General features: G+C 62.5%; 17 protein-coding genes and 1 pseudogene. 9 read left to right on the forward strand and 9 right to left on the reverse strand.

The window, feature by feature from the left end; translation table 11 throughout:
* Positions 1–11: 11 nt before the first annotated feature.
* From DCO48_RS20505 to DCO48_RS20520, 4 genes are all read left to right on the forward strand, one after another.
* Positions 12–692, forward strand: a complete 681-nt coding sequence (locus tag DCO48_RS20505) for a heavy metal response regulator transcription factor (RefSeq protein ID WP_116552434.1) — start codon at positions 12–14, stop codon at positions 690–692.
* Complete coding sequence (locus tag DCO48_RS20510) at positions 689–2,047, forward strand: heavy metal sensor histidine kinase (RefSeq protein ID WP_116552435.1); 1,359 nt, start codon at positions 689–691, stop codon at positions 2,045–2,047. Before DCO48_RS20505 ends, DCO48_RS20510 begins: the two co-directional genes overlap by 4 nt.
* A gap of 104 nt (positions 2,048–2,151) precedes the next feature.
* Positions 2,152–3,345, forward strand: a complete 1,194-nt coding sequence (locus DCO48_RS20515) for an MFS transporter (RefSeq protein ID WP_116552436.1) — start codon at positions 2,152–2,154, stop codon at positions 3,343–3,345.
* 62 nt (positions 3,346–3,407) lie between these two features.
* The gene (locus tag DCO48_RS20520; RefSeq protein WP_116552437.1) at positions 3,408–3,956 is read left to right on the forward strand and encodes a cupin domain-containing protein; all 549 of its coding nucleotides are present in this window, start codon (positions 3,408–3,410) and stop codon (positions 3,954–3,956) included.
* Between the two features lie 95 nt (positions 3,957–4,051).
* On the opposite strand, the gene DCO48_RS20525 is transcribed toward DCO48_RS20520, so the two are convergent.
* Positions 4,052–5,542 carry a DASS family sodium-coupled anion symporter gene (locus tag DCO48_RS20525; protein WP_116552438.1) on the reverse strand — a complete coding sequence of 497 codons (1,491 nt, stop codon included), beginning with the start codon at positions 5,540–5,542 and terminating at the stop codon, positions 4,052–4,054.
* A 432-nt stretch (positions 5,543–5,974) separates the two neighbouring features.
* Between DCO48_RS20525 and DCO48_RS20530 the strand changes: the two genes are divergently transcribed.
* Positions 5,975–6,307 (forward strand): hypothetical protein, encoded by a 333-nt coding sequence (locus tag DCO48_RS20530; protein ID WP_116552439.1) that lies wholly within the window; start codon positions 5,975–5,977, stop codon positions 6,305–6,307.
* Between the two features lie 95 nt (positions 6,308–6,402).
* A complete protein-coding gene (locus DCO48_RS20535) occupies positions 6,403–6,822 on the forward strand; it encodes a group II truncated hemoglobin (protein ID WP_116552440.1) in 420 nt (139 codons plus the stop codon).
* Positions 6,823–6,833: 11 nt separating this feature from the next.
* Here the strand turns inward: DCO48_RS20535 and DCO48_RS20540 are convergent, their stop codons facing one another.
* The 4 genes from DCO48_RS20540 to DCO48_RS20555 form a co-directional block, all read right to left on the reverse strand.
* Entirely contained in the window at positions 6,834–7,136 is a 303-nt protein-coding gene (locus DCO48_RS20540) for a hypothetical protein (protein WP_116552441.1), read from the reverse strand.
* Between the two features lie 157 nt (positions 7,137–7,293).
* On the reverse strand, positions 7,294–7,485 hold the full coding sequence (locus tag DCO48_RS20545; protein ID WP_116552442.1) for a hypothetical protein: 192 nt from the start codon (positions 7,483–7,485) through the stop codon (positions 7,294–7,296).
* Positions 7,486–7,646: 161 nt separating this feature from the next.
* Complete coding sequence (locus DCO48_RS20550) at positions 7,647–7,967, reverse strand: YbjQ family protein (RefSeq protein WP_116552443.1); 321 nt, start codon at positions 7,965–7,967, stop codon at positions 7,647–7,649.
* A 199-nt stretch (positions 7,968–8,166) separates the two neighbouring features.
* Positions 8,167–9,048, reverse strand: a complete 882-nt coding sequence (locus DCO48_RS20555) for an EamA family transporter (RefSeq protein WP_116552444.1) — start codon at positions 9,046–9,048, stop codon at positions 8,167–8,169.
* Between the two features lie 216 nt (positions 9,049–9,264).
* Here DCO48_RS20555 and dapF point away from each other — a divergent pair, with 216 nt between their 5' ends.
* Positions 9,265–10,059, forward strand: a complete 795-nt coding sequence (dapF, locus tag DCO48_RS20560; RefSeq protein WP_116552445.1) for a diaminopimelate epimerase — start codon at positions 9,265–9,267, stop codon at positions 10,057–10,059.
* Between the two features lie 120 nt (positions 10,060–10,179).
* Here the strand turns inward: dapF and DCO48_RS20565 are convergent, their stop codons facing one another.
* Together DCO48_RS20565 and DCO48_RS20570 are read right to left on the reverse strand one after the other, a co-directional pair.
* Positions 10,180–10,671: a copper chaperone PCu(A)C gene (locus DCO48_RS20565; protein WP_116552446.1), complete on the reverse strand. Its 492-nt coding sequence runs from the start codon at positions 10,669–10,671 to the stop codon at positions 10,180–10,182.
* Positions 10,671–11,273, reverse strand: a complete 603-nt coding sequence (locus DCO48_RS20570) for an SCO family protein (protein WP_116552447.1) — start codon at positions 11,271–11,273, stop codon at positions 10,671–10,673. Before DCO48_RS20570 ends, DCO48_RS20565 begins: the two co-directional genes overlap by 1 nt.
* Before the next feature lie 239 nt (positions 11,274–11,512).
* Between DCO48_RS20570 and DCO48_RS20575 the strand changes: the two genes are divergently transcribed.
* A complete protein-coding gene (locus DCO48_RS20575) occupies positions 11,513–12,682 on the forward strand; it encodes a DUF1624 domain-containing protein (protein WP_116552448.1) in 1,170 nt (389 codons plus the stop codon).
* Between the two features lie 12 nt (positions 12,683–12,694).
* Entirely contained in the window at positions 12,695–14,044 is a 1,350-nt protein-coding gene (locus DCO48_RS20580; RefSeq protein ID WP_116552449.1) for an OprD family porin, read from the forward strand.
* 49 nt (positions 14,045–14,093) lie between these two features.
* Here the strand turns inward: DCO48_RS20580 and DCO48_RS20585 are convergent, their stop codons facing one another.
* Together DCO48_RS20585 and DCO48_RS22785 are read right to left on the reverse strand one after the other, a co-directional pair.
* Positions 14,094–14,993 carry a hypothetical protein gene (locus tag DCO48_RS20585; RefSeq protein WP_116552450.1) on the reverse strand — a complete coding sequence of 300 codons (900 nt, stop codon included), beginning with the start codon at positions 14,991–14,993 and terminating at the stop codon, positions 14,094–14,096.
* Positions 14,980–16,336, reverse strand: a pseudogene (locus DCO48_RS22785) (hypothetical protein); the annotation flags it as partial. The gene DCO48_RS20585 and the pseudogene DCO48_RS22785, both read right to left, overlap by 14 nt.

The following is a 16,336-nucleotide window of genomic DNA, read 5'->3' on the forward strand; positions in this document are numbered from 1 at the left end:
CCGAGCCCACCATGAAACTGCTGATTGTCGAAGACCAGGCCAAGACTGGCCACTACCTCTGCCAGGGGCTGAGCGAAGCCGGTTTCGGCACCGAGTTGGCCAGCGACGGCGACAGCGGGCAACACCTGGCCCTGAGCGGCGATTACGACCTGCTGATTCTCGATGTGATGCTGCCCGGCCGCAATGGCTGGCAGATCCTCCAGGCAGTACGCGACGCCGGCCTGGACACGCCGGTGCTGTTCCTCACCGCCCGCGACGCCGTCGAGGATCGCGTGCATGGCCTGGAGCTGGGTGCCGACGACTATCTGGTCAAGCCGTTCGCCTTCTCCGAGCTGCTGGCCAGGGTACGCACGCTGCTGCGCCGTGGTGCCAGCCCGACCCTGGAAACCACCCTGGGCCTGGCCGACCTGCGCCTGGACCTGATCCGCCGCCGCGTCGAACGCGCCGGCAGTCGCATCGACCTGACGGCCAAGGAGTTCGCCCTGCTGGAGATGCTGCTACGCCGCCAGGGCGAAGTGCTGCCCAAGTCGCTGATCGCCTCGCAGGTCTGGGACATGAATTTCGACAGCGACACCAATGTGATCGAAGTGGCTATCCGTCGCTTGCGCCTGAAGATCGACGATCCGCATGAACACAAACTGATCCACACCGTGCGCGGCATGGGCTATGTACTCGAAGAGCGCCCGGCGTGATGCGCCGGTTGTCGCTCGGCGCACGTCTGGCGTTATTGTTCGCCGGCTGTACAGCGGTGGTTTCGCTGGTGGCCGGGGTCTTGTTCAGTCGCGCCAGCGCCGCACACTTCATCGAGCTCGATCAGCAACTGTTGAGTGGCCGGGTTGCGCAGTTCCAGCGGCTGCTGGAGGGCGTGCAGGATCAGCCCGCACTGGCCGCGCGGGTGCCGGCGCTGCAGGCAGAATTGAGCCATCAGGCGGATCTGGCCCTGCGCATTCTGGGCCGCGACGGCCAGCTCTGGTTCGACAGTCGTGGTACCCGCAGCGCGCTCCCGGTCGGCCCCGGCCTGAACACCCTGCATGCCGATGGCATGGATTTCCGTAGCCTGGGCGTGCCGCTGGATGCCACGCGGGCCGATGGCCCGCAACTGAACCTGCTGCTCGACATCACCCATCACCAGCATTTTCTTCAGCGCATGCAACGGCTGATCTGGCTGACCGTCGGGCTCTCGGCGCTGGCGACCGCCCTGCTCGGCGCCTGGGCGGCACGCAGCGGGTTGCGCCCGCTTCGGCAGATGGGCGAAGTGGCCGACAGCGTCTCGGCGCGATCGCTGACCACGCGCCTGCCCGAAGCCCAGATGCCGCCGGAACTGGCGCAACTGGCACGTACGGTGAATGCCATGCTCGAACGCCTGGACGATGCCTTCCAGCGCCTGTCGGCGTTTTCTGCCGATATCGCCCATGAGTTGCGCACGCCGCTGTCCAACCTGCTGACCCACACCCAGGTGACCCTTACCCGCCCGCGCAGCCTGGAGGAATACCGCGAAGCGCTGCACGGCAACCTCGAAGAGCTGCAATGGATGGCGCAGCTGGTCAACGACATGCTCTACCTGGCCAAGGCCGACCATGGCTTGCTGATGCCCAGCCGCGAAGCGCTGGTGCTGGAGAACGAGGCCGATGCGCTGCTGGAGTATTACGCGCCGCTGGCCGAGGAAGCCCAGATCACCTTGCAGCGCACTGGCCAGGCGCACCTGGAGGGCGACCGGCACATGCTGCGCCGGGCCCTGTCCAACCTGATCGACAACGCCCTGCGCTTCACCCCGGCCGGTGGCGAGATCCGCGTCGAGATCGAACGCAAGGCCGGGCACATCTACCTGCAGGTCGCCAACCGCGGCGAGCCGATCAGTGCCGCGCTGCTGCCGCGCCTGTTCGACCGTTTCTACCGTGTCGACCCGGCTCGACATGAAGGCAGCAACGAGCATGCCGGCCTTGGCCTGGCCATCACCCAATCGATTATCCGCGCCCACCAGGGCAGCATCAGCGCCAGCAGCGACGCGGGCTGGACGCGCTTCCTGATCGAGCTGCCGGCACCCTGAGTGCAGCACGAGCAGAAAAATGAGAATAACTCTCAAGTATGATTCAGCAGCACGGGTAACTGCGGCACAATAGCCGCCCGTTCTTACCCTGCCTTGGATAGCTCATGAACAGTGCCCAGGAAGCGCCAGCCCGCACCGCCACCTTCGACATACGCCCGCTGCTAGTCGCCAACATGGCCTGCACCATGGCGATGATGGCGTTCGTCTCGTTGATCGGGCCGATTGCCCGTACCCTCGGTTTGGCGGCGTGGCAGGCCGGCGCCGCCGTGACCGTGGCCGGCGTGGTGTGGATGCTCCTGGCGCGGCCCTGGGGCCAGGCCAGCGACCGCTTCGGCCGGCGCCGGGTGCTGTTGCTCGCTACCGTCGGTTTCACCGCGGCCTACTGGGCACTGTGCGTTTTTATCGACGGTGCGTTGCGCTACCTGCCCTCGGCGTCGCTGGCATTTGCCGGGCTGATCCTTGGTCGCGGCCTGGTCGGTGCTTTCTATGCCGCGCTGCCGGTCGGCGGCGCGGCACTGATCGCCGATAACATCGAGCCGCAACACCGCGCCCGCGCCATGGCCAGCCTGGGGGCGGCCAACGCCGTCGGCCTGGTACTCGGCCCGGCCCTGGCCGCCCTGCTCGCCCGCCACAGCCTGAGCCTGCCGCTGTATGCCATGGCCGTGCTGCCGATGCTGGCGGCGCTGCTGCTGTACTTCAAGCTGCAACGCCAGGAACTGCACCTCAAGCAGCCGCCGCGCCCGGTCCGGCTGCACGACCCGCGCTTGCGCCGAGCGCTGGTGGTGGCCTTCGTCGCGATGCTCTGTGTCTCGGTGGCGCAAATTACCGTGGGTTTCTTCGCCCTCGACCGGCTGCGGCTGCCACCGGCCGATGCAGCCCAGGCAGCCGGCATCGCCCTGACCATGGTCGGCGTAGCGCTGATCTGCTCGCAGCTCCTCGTACGCAAGCTGGAATGGCCACCACTGCGGATGATCCGCGTGGGCGCTAGTGTCGCGGCGCTGGGCTTTGCCTCGGGAGCCTGGGTCGACAGCGCAGTGCTGCTGTGGGCCTGCTATTTCGTCGCAGCGGCGGGCATGGGCTGGGTGTTTCCGGCATTTTCGGCACTGGCGGCGAATGCCGTCGACGCGTCCGAACAGGGCTCGACCGCCGGTTCCATCGGCGCCGCGCAGGGCCTGGGGGTGGTGATCGGGCCGTTAGCCGGCACACTGATATACGCCTTCGACCCGCGCCTGCCGTACCTGGCGGCCGCGCTGCTACTGGCGCTGATCGCGTTCTGGCCGAGCAGTTCACGGCAGTAGGCGGCATCCTCTGCGGAATGTGCTTTAATGCGTCGCCCATTATTTTTGACACTAAGGCGGCTATGGACACGGGGACACGACTCAAGCTGGTGCGCGAACGCAACAAGCTCTCTCAACGGGAACTGGCCCGACGCAGTGGCCTGACCAACTCGACGATTTCCCAGATCGAGCAGAATCGCGTCAGCCCGTCGGTCAGTTCGCTGAAAAAGCTGCTGGAAGGCATTCCGATGACCCTGGCGGAGTTCTTCAGCTTTGATGAGCCGGTGCGTCAGGAGCGCTTCGTGTTTCGTGCCGTCGAGCAGCCCGACCTGGGCAGCAGCGGCCTGCGCTTGCTGTTGGTCGGCGCGAGTGTCGAAGGTCGGCAGATGCGCATGCTGCGCGAGCTATATGCACCCGGCGCGGACTCCGGCGAAGAGCCGATCGTGCACACCGAGGGCGAGGAATGTGGCCTGGTCACCCGTGGCACCATCGAGCTACGGGTGGATGGCCAGGTGAGCGTCCTGAACGCTGGCGACGGCTATTACTTCCCGACTACCCTGCCGCACAGTTTCAAGAACATCGGCCAGGACGAGGCCGAGATCATCAGCGCCAACACCCCGGCGAACTTCTGATCCTGCTCCAGTAGCCCCCCCTGCATCCTGATGGAACCGGTGGGAGCCGACCTTGCCGGCCCCACAGGATTGCCTGCGGCCCACAACGGGGCTGCCTACAACCAGCCCAGCCAGTGCCAGTAGGTGGCGGCGAACACCAGCATCAGCCCATAACCGAGCAACGTCACCACGATCCCCACCCGGGCAAACTGCCGTGCGTTGAAGGTCTCCGTACCCAGGCACACCATGTTCTGCGGCGCATTGATCGGCAGGATGAACCCATAGCTGACCACAAACCCCAGCAGCATGGTCATCCCCAACCGGCTGAACTCGCCGGGCAAGGTCTGCAACACCGCGATCAGGATCGGTAGCAGCGCCGAGGTCAACGCCGTGGCACTGGCGAAGCCCAGGTGTATCACGATCAGAAATGCCGCCAGAATCGCAAACACGCCCAGCGTGCCGAGCTGATCCAGCCCGGTATGCGCCACCACCTGCGCGCCGAGCCACTGCCCGGCCTGAGTGCTGAGCAAGGTGCTACCCAGGCTGATGCCGACCCCGAAGACAATCACCGTGCCCCACGGAATCCGCGCCTGCACGTCCTTCCAGGTCATCACCCCGAAGCGCGGCAGCAACAGCAACACCAGGCCGGCATAGGTGGTCGACGTGGTGTCGAAGTGATGCAACTTGCCCTCGGTCGCCCAGGCCAGCAGCAACCCCAGCGACACCCCGAGCAAACGCTTCTGCGCACCGCTCATCGGTCCCAACGCAGCCAGTTGTGCGGCCACCGCGGCCTTGCCACCGGGAATCTGCCCACTCTCCGGCGGCAGCATCTTCAGCACCACCGCGATCAGCACCAGCGACATGATCAGGGCCCATGGCGCACCGGCAATCAGCCAGTCGAGCCAGGACACCCGCGCACCAAGCATCTTGTCCATGAAGCCGACGGTCAGCAGGTTCTGCGCGGCGGCGGTCTGGATACCGATGTTCCAGATGCTGGTGCCCTGGGCGACGATGATCATGATCCCGGCAGCGATGTTCGAACGCTTGTCGACGCCAAACGCGGCAATTACCCCCATCATGATCGGCACCACGCAGGCACTGCGCGCCGTGGCGCTGGGCACCACCAGGCTGAGCAAAATGATCACCAGCACGGCGCCGACCAAAATGCGCCGGGTGCTGACGCCCACGCTCGACAGCGTCACCAGGGCGATACGCCGGTCCAGCCCGGTATGGGTCATGGCCGCGGCAATGAACAATGCACCGACCACCAGCGCCAGTGCGGGATTGGAGAAGCCGGTCAGGGCCATGCCGATGGCCGCCGACGAGCCGTAGGTGTGTGTCGGGTCGGCCAGGGTCGGCGCCGTACCGAGCAGGAAGGCCAGCAGCGAGGTGATCATGATTGCGCTGGCTTCATAGGAAACCGCCTCGCTGATCCAGATCACCACGGCAAACGCCAGGATCGCCAGGACCCTATGCCCGGCTGGCGGCAGGTCGGCCGGCAGCGGCAACAGCAGCACCGCGATCAGCGCGGCGATCGCCACCAGCAGGCCTATCGGCAGCAGTGGGCCACTGCCGGATGAAGACGGGGACGTTGCTTGCGCGCTCATGGGCGGTTCTCTCACAGCGGAAAATCAGACGCAGGCCACTGCCTACGCCACTCCCCTGCATCATCGCCAATGCCGGAAGCGTTTTAGCTGACGCGGATCAAACGACACCGCGAAGCCCTTCTGTCTCGGGGCTTGTAGGACAATCCAACGGAGTTTCCGGCAATGTGTAGTGCAATAAAAAAATCACTACAAAACCTGTTGACGCCGTTCATCGGCGCTTGGCATAGTGAAGCCGTCTCCCTGATCGGGAGCGCTGGCAAAGGGTGATCCAGACGTCTGAGTGGTTTTCAGGTAGTCCGTGGAGAGGGACTGTCCAAAAGGCAGAGTGAAGAAAGCCCCTGTTGCGACGCTGCTGTAGCAGCTTTGGTAGTGCGCTACACGCTGGTAGCGCCAGATGTGAAATCACCAACTTAAGGTAATTGGGGGCTTTAAATGATGAACTTGAACAATCAACCGACCATCACTGAATTGGCTCAGCTGTTCGCTGCACGCAAGGACAGCCTCGACAACCACATTCTCTGGGTGTGCGAATCGGGTGAAGTACACATCGACACACTGGCGCCGTTCACGGCCGAAGCCGAATTCGAGCAGCGCAAACCGAACATGCGCGCCCGCCTGAAAATGTACCGCCGTGGCCATGGCTACGTCGGCAAGAAGGCCGCCGCCGACACCCAGTTCGTTGGCGAGGTACTGCAAACCCTGCAGGCCGAATGGCCAAGCCTGAAAGACCAGCAAGGCGTGAAGGTTATCGACCGCCTCAGCTGAGCCAACTGCACCGATTGAGCCCAGCCTGCACAAGGCTGGGCTTTTTTCATGCTGCGATTCGCTAGAATGGCGCTTTTGCACCTGGAGCACATGCCATGAACAGCCCCACGTTTGGCACGGGAGACGCATCCTATCAGGCCGCTGGCGGTATCGATGGCCTGCGCCGGTTGGTCGAGGATTTCTACCAGATCATGGATCAGGACCCCAGCGCCGCCGCCGTGCGCCGCATGCACCCAGACAGCCTGGCGCTGTCGAGTGACAAGCTGGCATGCTTTCTCAGTGGCTGGTTGGGTGGCCCGAGGTTATTCAACGAGCGCTACGGGCCAATTGCCATCCCGGCGTTTCACGCGCAGTGGCCGATTGACGACCAGCACGGCGCGATATGGCTCGATTGCATGGCCAAAGCCATCGCCCAGCAGGACTACTCACCGGCCTTCGCCGAGTACCTGTTGACCCAGTTGCGGGTACCGGCCCAGCGCATTGTCCAGGCCAGCCGCAACCGTCACGTCGACTGAAGCGTTTGGGCTCAGGCACGCCGGCGCTGGTCGGCCTGCTCCAGGGGCAGTGCGCCCGTGGCCAGGGCCCTGGCGCGGTCGACGCCCCATACCAAGGCGCGGCTCATGGTTTCGCCGGGGCGCGTCGGGTAATACTCTTCGAGCAGGGCTTTGCCCTGACGGGCATACAAGCCAAGAAACAGTTGGGTGGCGCCGGTACGCGACAGTCGCACCTGCACGTCGATGCTGGTGCCGTCGCAGAGTTGCTCATCGTGACTGCGGCTGTGCAATTGGGAGTCTGCCCATTCCCAGTAAGTCTCTTCCCTGATGCGCATGCTGCTGCTCCTGTGGTGCCTAATTGAAATGCTGTCTCAGTAAGGCATAGATCCGCCGCCCTCTCCAGTCGGGTGCGACCAGACGTTGCGCGAGGTCAACAAAGCGGCATAAAACGGCCGATTCGCCCTGCCGCTTGTCAGCTGATGTTGCAGACGTTCAGCGTTTGCGTGGCACGCTCGGCAGAAACCGCCGACGCTCGCTACTGGTCCGCGGCCGCGATTTTACCGCGCTGGAGGTGTCGTCCTGAGTCATGAGCATGAAGCCCAGACGCACTTCGGATTGTCCGCAGCGCACCTGGCTGTTGGCCGAATACTCATCACCTTCGACGTCGATGTAGGAATCTTTCATCTGCTGCTCCCCTGCGCATCTGATCGGTACCGGCCATCAGTCGATCACCTGGAAAATACCGACCCTAATGCCTAACAGACTAGCCGGGCATTTGAAGACTGCCTGGTCACAAAAGTAAAAGCCCGACCAGTGGCCGGGCTCTTTGGCGCGTTCACAGCGGCTTACTTGAGCTGCACCGCCGTGCCGGTGACGAACACCACGACCATCCCGCCACGGGCCGATGGCATACTGATTTCATAGTCCAGCCCGACCACGGCGTCGGCCTGCAAACTGCGCGCGCGTGCCTTGATCTCGTCGGTGGCTTGCAGCCGCGCTTCCTTCAATGCGCTTTCCAAGGTGTGCGAGCGGCCGCCGAAAAAATCGCGAAAGCTGGCGAAAATATCCCGAACCACGTTGACGCCCTGAACTGACTCGCCACTGACGATATCCAGATAAGCGGCAATTTCACGGCCTTCGACCGAGCCGGTAGTGGTAGTGATCATGGCGTTCTCCTCTGCCTGTGTTGCGGCTCCTGGCGCGACCTGAAACGGCCGCCCGGAGAAAAGAACGCGATCTTAACAAACCACGGCGCAGGCGGGCGCCGCGGGTGTTTCCTGCTGCCGTCAGGGCACCGCTAAGCCGTGCCAGCTCAACGACCGGCTCGACAAGGGGGGCCACCGCTTCGACGCCCCAGCAGCTTGCTCAAGCCCTGGCCAACAGGACCCGGCGCAGGCGTGGGCCGAACACGTTGACCAGCAGACCGAGCATCACCAGCAGGCCGCCTGCGCATTGCAGCGCGCTGAGGCGCTCATCGAGCAGCAGTGCCGACGAGCTCAGCCCCACCACCGGCACCAGCAGCGAAAACGGCGCCACCTTGCCCGCCGGGTAGCGTGACAGCAGGCGACTCCACAGGCTGTAGCCGAGCATGGTGGCGACGAACGCCAGGTAGATCAGCGCAAGGATCGAGTTGAGGTTGATCTGGCGCAACGACGCCTCAATCAGTGCCGGGCCTTCGAGAAACCACGACAAGGCGAAGAACGGCAGCGGCGGAATCAGCCCGCCCCAAATCACCAGCGCCACCAGGTCAACCGTGCCGAAGCGCCGGGTGATGATGTTGCCTATGGCCCAGCTGGCAGCGGCACACAGGGTGAGGATCAGCGCAATGAATGGCACGTGGCTGCCGTTCTCGCTGCCAATCAGCGCCAGCCCGGCAGCGGCTATGGCCAGGCCCAGCAGGCTGGCGGCGCGCAGGCGTTCGCCGAGGAAGATGGCGGCAAAGAACAGCGTGAAGAACGCCTGCGATTGCAGCACCAGTGACGCCAGGCCCGGGGGCATGCCATTGCCCATGGCTTCGAAGAGGAAGGCGAACTGGCCGAGGGAGATGGTCGCGCCATAGGCGATCAGCCAGCGCCAGGGCAACTGCGGGCGTTTCACCAACAGCACGGCGGGGAACGCCACCAAGGCGAAACGCAAGGCGCCGAGCAGCATCGGCGGCAGCCCATCGAGGCCGACCTTGATTACCACAAAATTCACGCCCCAGGCGACGATGACGATCAGCGCCAGTAGCAGGTCCTTGATGGGCATTATGCGATTCCCTGACTCTGTAATATTTCGAAACAGCATAACCTTATACGGATTGTCAGTGAAACGTGAGGGCGCCACACACCGTGGCAGTAGCGTTGTAGCAATGGCGGGAGCAGCCGCACCGCCACACGGCAGCGGCCAACGTGTTGGCGCGGGCTCGTCCGACGCTGCTTTTTGGCAGCACAATGTATGCTCACCGAATGGAGGCTTGTGCCGATGCACTTCATCAAATACCACGCCGCCGGTAACGACTACCTGGTCTACAGCGGCCATCAACCTTTCGTCCTCGGCAGCGCCGCGATCACCCGCATCTGCGCGCGCCATCACGGTCTGGGCGCGGATGGCATCCTGGTGCCGTCGTTCGATACCCCCGAACACAGCGTCGTCATCTACAATAGCGATGGCTCGCAGGCGGAAAAAAGCGGCAACGGCCTGCGTATCCTTGCCCGGCACCTGTGGGATCAAGGCCTGGTCACCGCCGAACCGTTCCAGGTTCGCACCGCCGGCGGCAGCGTTACCTGCCAGGTACTCGACAACGGCGCCCGTGTGGCCATCGACATGGGCCGCGCGACCTTCCCTACCACGCCGAGTTTCAGCGTCACCCTCGATGGTCAGGCGCTGGAGCTGTACCCGGTATCAATGGGTAACCCACACTGTGTGCTGTTCGTCGATCAGCCGAGCGAAGCCCTGGCGCGCCTGCTAGGCCCGCAGATCGAGCACCTGGCGCAGTTCCCGACTCGCACCAACGTGCAACTGGTGCAAGTGCGTGACCGTTCGAATCTGGAGGTGCGGATCTGGGAGCGTGGGGTGGGCTATACACTGTCGTCGGGCACCAGCAGTTGTGCGGCGGCTTCCGTGGCGCGCCGACTGGGACTGGTCGATGCCCAGGTGATGGTGAATATGCCCGGCGGCACGATCCAGATCGCCCTGAGCGAGCAGTACGATGTGCGAATGCAGGGCCCAGTGTGTCGGGTGGCAAGCATGGCACTGGACCCGGAGTGCCTGGCCTAGAAAGCAAGCACGCGGTGTGTATGGGTAGGCACTGGCTTGCCTGCAGCCGACTGCCGCCAAACCACGCAGGCATAAAAACGCCGCTGATTCAGCGGCGTTTTTTGGGGCGCGGTGAACGCCTTACTGCATGTGCTTGTGCTCATGACCGTGCATGTCATGGCCGTCGCCAGCGCTGTTCAGTGCCTTGACCGGCGCCTTCAACTCGATGCTTTCACGCTTGCCCTGGGCATCTTCGACGATCAGGGTCAGCGGCACCTGGTCGCCCTCCTTGGCCTGCTGGGCCAAGCCCATCAGCATCACGTGGTAGCCGTTGGGGTCGAGCAAGACGGTTTTGCCGGCGGGCAGCGCCACGGCGTCAACCGGGCCCATGGTCATCACGTCGCCGTTCATCTTCATCTCGTGCACCTGCACGGTCTTGGCGACGCTGGACTGCACGCCGACCAACTTGCTGTCGGTGCTGGCGGTGAGTTTCATGAACGCACCAGTGGACTGCTGGCCCGGTACGGTGGCACGGACCCAGGCGTCGTCGACGTGGGTTTCGGCAATGACCGGCAGGCTCAGGCCGACCAGGGCCAGGGCGGCCAGGCCACATTTGAACGAACGGTTGAACATCAGCAAACCTCCATGACAGTGAGCAGGTCTTCTGCGCACTCTTTTGCACTCAGGGAATGCGACAGGCCCAGGCGCAGTACGCCGCGGGAGTCGAATACATAGCTGGTAGAGCTATGCGAGATGGTGTAGCTGTCACCCATCGGCACCTTCTCGTAGAACACGCCGAATTCCTTCGCGGTGGCGGCGGTTTCTTCGAGGGTCCCGGACAGGGCCACGAACGACGGATCGAAGGCCTTGACATAGGCGTCGAGCACTTTTGGCGTGTCGCGTTCCGGGTCGAGGCTGATGAAGATGACCTGGAGAATGTTGTTCGGCCCCATCAGCTTCTTGATCTGCGCCGCACGCGCCAGCGTGGTTGGGCAGACAGCCGGGCACTGGGTGAAACCGAAGAACACCATCGGCATGGTGCCCTGGAAGCTCGACAGGTTGTATTGGTCGCCATTGACGTCGCGAAGGCGGAAGGTCCGACCGAGAATCTGGTTACTCAGGTCTTTGCCGTATTTGAAGTTCAACTTGCTGGAGCTGTCGCAGCCTGCCAAAGCCCCGAGGCTCAGCACGCTGAGCCCGGCGATAACCTGGCGCCGGGTCAGTAAATCAGTCATGTAACCGTCCTTTTGGGAAGGTGTCAGGCGCGAGGATCGCGCCTGTCATACGAACGTTTTTCAGCAAGCCGGCATTTTGTCACGTCCGGGGACAGCGGTTCCATCAAGGATCGCCCAGCGGGTGCGGCTTACTGTCGCACGTGGCAAACAACGCTCCCCGGGGGCCTGCGTTGTTGTCGGTAATGAATATCTTGTTATACAGTAACAAAACGAGACATCCTTCCGACAGCGATCCTTCCATGACCTGCCCCCCACCCCTTGCTGCAACAACCGTCAGCCAACGCCTACTGTCCATCGACGCCCTGCGCGGCTTGGTGATTCTGTTCATGCTGCTCGACCATGTGCGCGAAACCTTCTTTCTGCACCGCCAGGTCGGCGACCCGATGGATGTCGCCAGTACCGAGCCGGCGCTGTTCGTCAGCCGTACCCTCGCCCACCTGTGTGCGCCGGTGTTCGTGCTGCTCACCGGCCTGTCGGCCTACCTCTACGGGGAAAAGTACCAGGGCAAGGCCGACGCCTCGGCATTCCTGTTCAAGCGTGGGCTGTTCCTGGTGCTGCTGGAGTTCACCCTGGTCAACTTCGCCTGGACCTTTCAGTTCCCGCCCACAGTGGTCTACCTGCAAGTGATCTGGGCCATCGGCCTAAGCATGATCGCCCTGGCCGCGCTGGTCTGGTTGCCGCGACCACTGCTGCTAGCGCTGGGCCTGACAATCATCGCCGGGCATAACCTGCTCGATGGCCTGCACTTCCCGGTGGGTTCGGCGCTGCACATGCCCTGGGCGGTCCTGCACGACCGTGGCTGGATCGAACTGGCCGATGGCCTGCGCCTGCGGACCTCCTACCCGCTGCTGCCGTGGATCGGCGTGATCGCCCTGGGCTATGCCCTCGGTCCGTGGTTTGCGCGCGGCGCCAATGCCGGCAGACGCCAGCGCCAACTGCTGCTCGGCGGCGCTGCGGCACTGGCCGGATTCTTCCTGCTGCGCCTGTGCAATGGCTACGGTGAAGCGCCGTGGCGCGTTGGCGCCGACACCACACACAGCCTGATGAGCTTCTTCAACATCACCAAATACCCACCGTCGCTGCTGTTCCTCGCGTTGACCCTGGGAGTCGGCCTGCTGTTGCTGCGCACCTTCGAACGGGCCCAGCAACAGCGCTGGATCCTGGCCCTGAGCGTGTTCGGTTCGGCGCCGATGTTCTTCTACTTGCTACACCTCTACGCACTCAAGCTGCTGTACCTGCTGGCCGTCGCCGCGTTCGGCCTGAATCAGGGCAACTACTTCGGTTTCGACACTGTCTGGGCCGTGTGGCTGGTCGCCGTGCTGTTGTCGGTGGCGCTGTACCTACCGGTGCGCGGGTTCGCCGCGCTCAAGGCCCGGCGCCGCGATATCACCTGGCTGAAGTACTTCTGAAGAACGGCCCCCATGAACCCAATACGCACCCGCTCCGCCCTGCTGCTGACCCTGGTCAGCCAGGCACCGTTCGCCCTGGCCGACTCGGCCCAGGCCGGCGCCCAGGGCTTTATCGAAGACAGTACCTGGTTGCTGCTCAACCGTACGGTCTACGACAACCGCGAGTACCGCCACGGCGCCAGTAACAGTGCGGCGCGCAATGCCAGCAAAGCCCGCGCCGAGCGCAATGGCTATGCCGAAGAATGGGCCTACGGCCTGATGGGCACGCTGCAATCGGGGTTCACCCAGGGCCTGATCGGCGTCGGCGTCGATGCCCACGCCTACCTGGGCGTGAAGCTCGACAGCGGCGGCGGTCGCGCCGGCAAGGCGCGCCTGCTCAGCCTGGACCACCACGGCGAGCCCAAGGACGACTACAGCCGGGGCGGCGCGGCGTTGAAGCTGCGCCTGTCGTCGACCGTGCTGTCGTATGGTGAACAACGGCTGAAAACCCCGGTGTTCAGCTCGTCCGACAGCCGTCTGCTGCCGGAAACCGCCACCGGGCTGTTCCTTACCAGCCAGGCGCTGAGTGGCCTGAAATTCGTCGGTGGGCATTTCACCGAGAGCACCGACCGCAACGCCAGCAGCCACGACCGCGGCTTCGTGGTGAACTACTCCAACGCCGCCAAGGGCAGCAGTTTCGACCTGGCCGGCGTGGTCTACAGCGGCCTGCCAAACCTCAGCGCCAGCCTCTACACCTCGCGCTATGAGGACACCTGGCACCAGCACTACCTGGGAACCACCTTCAACCAACCACTGGGGAGCCACCGCGCGCTGAGCCTCAACCTCAACCTCTATCGCACCACGGACACCGGCAAGGCGTTGTCCGGGCAGATCGACAACACCACCTGGAGCCTGTTCGGCACCTATAGCCAGGGTGCGCACGGCTTCAGCCTGGGTTACCAGAAGGTCGCTGGCGACACGCCGTTCGACTATGTCACCCGCGGGGCGATCTTCCTTGGCAACGCCGTGCAATTATCGGATTTCAATGCGCCGAACGAACAATCCTGGCAGGCGCGCTATGACCTCGATCTGGCCCGATGGAGCCTGCCCGGCCTGGCCCTGAGCGCCGCCTATGTGCGTGGTAGCCAGATCGACGGCAGCCGGGTCGACCCGCACGGCGGCTATGCCTATCTGGGTTACGGCCAGGGCGGCAAGCACTGGGAGCGCGACCTGGAGGCACGCTATGTGATCCAGGGTGGCGCCGCACGGGGCCTGGCGATTTCGTTGCGGCACAACCTGCACCGTGGCAACCCGGCGCAGGCCGAACTGGATGCCGATCAACTGCGCCTAGCCCTGGAGTATCCGCTCAGCGGCCACTTCTAACCGCGTGAGCCGGCCTTGCCCTCGAACAGCACAGCGCCGGGATGTCGACTCAGCCCTGTTCGGCGAGTTCGGCTTCGCGCCTGAGGATGGCCGCTTCGAGTTCCGGTGAACGTTTTGCCCATTGTTCGGGCGGAAGGGGCTTGGACCATTCAACGATGTCGGGATGGTCGAGGTCGGGAGGCGGCGAGAGCTTCAGGTCCTGGGCTTTCTCGGCGAAGTAGCTGCCGAGTATCGTCAGGAAGAACAGCCCCTTCAGCACTTCGACCACGTCATCGTTACGCCAGGCGGTCACGAATGCGCCGATCTGGGTTTCTTTATAGGGCGAGGCACCGACCCGGCATTCAGGGACAGCTTCCGGGCCTATTTCCATGTAGCTGCGGATACATTCCCAGAGCGCCATGGCCGTTTCACCACCGCCGCAGCCGAAGCCCATGACGTAATGACGCTTTTCTTCAGGGAGTGTTTGGTCGGGGTTTTCGAAACCGATAAACAGCATGCCCATCGAGGCCGAACCGCCTCGGCCGACGCTGGTTTTCTGGGTGGCGGCGGCGGTGACGGTTTCCCAGGGGACCAGCCAGTAGCTGCCGTCTGCCTGAGGGACGCAGACTTCGCGGCGTTGGCGGTTGAAGCGGATGGGTGGGGGGACTTTGGCTGAGAGCATAAAAATGAAGAGCGCGAGTTGAGGCACTATAATGCCAAGCATCGACAATGAAATAAACTCATCTGAAAAACAGTAAGCTAAAGCAGAATAAAGAACAACTTGCGGCCATATAGTAAAAACCGCCGCACCAACAGCGTAGTTTCCGACATCTAGCAGCACGCTACTTTTGCGCCAGATTACATTCAATGAATCTTCCGGATTTTGGTGGGTCGGCAAAGGCAGCGGTGCCAAGTAATCATTCTGACCAAATAATTTTCGCTCGACACAACCTGATTTATGAGTGGCCATTTTTCACCCTCGGAAGCAGATAGGCTGAGCACACCCCTTCCTGAGACAACACATAATTTGTTTGATAACCAGTACCCTCCGGCATCTCATCCCGTATACTGAGAACACCATTCGAGTAATTCAAAGTAAATGTCAACCCCGATTTACCTCCAACAAAGCATTCCTCTCCCAGTAAAGCGACGAACGGGGTTTTATACCTAACTCTCAAGACAATTTTGGTCGGATTAGATAAATTCCTAGTCGTCGGGAAATTTCCAGCCAGACGCAACCCATGCCCTTCGCCAACAGGGATCCAGTCACAGCGACTCTTATCAAGCCAGCCAGGCACTACGTCGACCCACTTCCGTGGTGGTTGCGACGTTACGGGCAGCGCGCCAGCAGCTTGGCCATCTAATGCCTCCTGATCGATTACGTAACCTATCATCGCCACTTCCATGTGAATTTTGTCCGGTTCGGCGCCGGGTAAATCAATGGTCAAGGCGTCGACAGTGCTTACTGCCGCGATGTTCCTGGGCAACATTGGTGATGAAACCACATGCGTACTGCTGGTAAAACTAACTCTAGGAACATACAGAATACCGATCAGCCTCTCCAACTCCACTCGCTGATCCTGGGCAGCTATAGGCTTTAATACTTGCGCTCTATTTTTTGACCAGCAGCAATTTGCCAAAAAGTTTTGCAAAGGTGTTTGCTGAAACAGCCAGGTGATGAAATACAAAACCCCCAACCCTGCAATCACAATTAGAACGGGCCCCATCCATAAGGTATACCCTGCAATGGCAGCACTTACCGTTGAGAGCCCAGCGAGAGCTCTAATTGTCCAGTACACGCCAGCGAGCGTCTGAGCGGCATACGCCACCACAAGCCCACCAACCGCTTTTCGACGCATGTTTAGCCATGGATCTACCGATGTGGCACTTTCAAGCTGAATTCGGAGAGACTCCAACTCAACCAGCCCAGCGACAGTCGACAGCCCACCGATGAGCGCTCCAAACATGGCCATATAGGGAGTAGTAAGACTGCGTACACTGAATGAATTACGCCCAATGGCTTTCCGGACTTGATTATCTAAAACAGCTGTCAGGGCCGCCCCTGCGTACAATGCCGTAGACGCGGCGTCGTACACCCTCTGCTTATCCGGCCTTTCCACTACCTGCAACTGCAATAAGGACTTCCGGGCATTCAACAAATTCAACACCATCACCACCAACGGCAACACCCCACCGCTGTTCTGCACGATCGGCGCATTGGTGATATTCGCCACCTTGCCCAACTTGATCCCCATCGCCGTGCGCTGCGTCCATTCCCCCAGCGCCTGCCCTGCCCCTCCGACAAACCGCAAC

The organism is Pseudomonas sp. SDI, from assembly GCF_003105155.1.
Taxonomy (GTDB): domain Bacteria; phylum Pseudomonadota; class Gammaproteobacteria; order Pseudomonadales; family Pseudomonadaceae; genus Aquipseudomonas.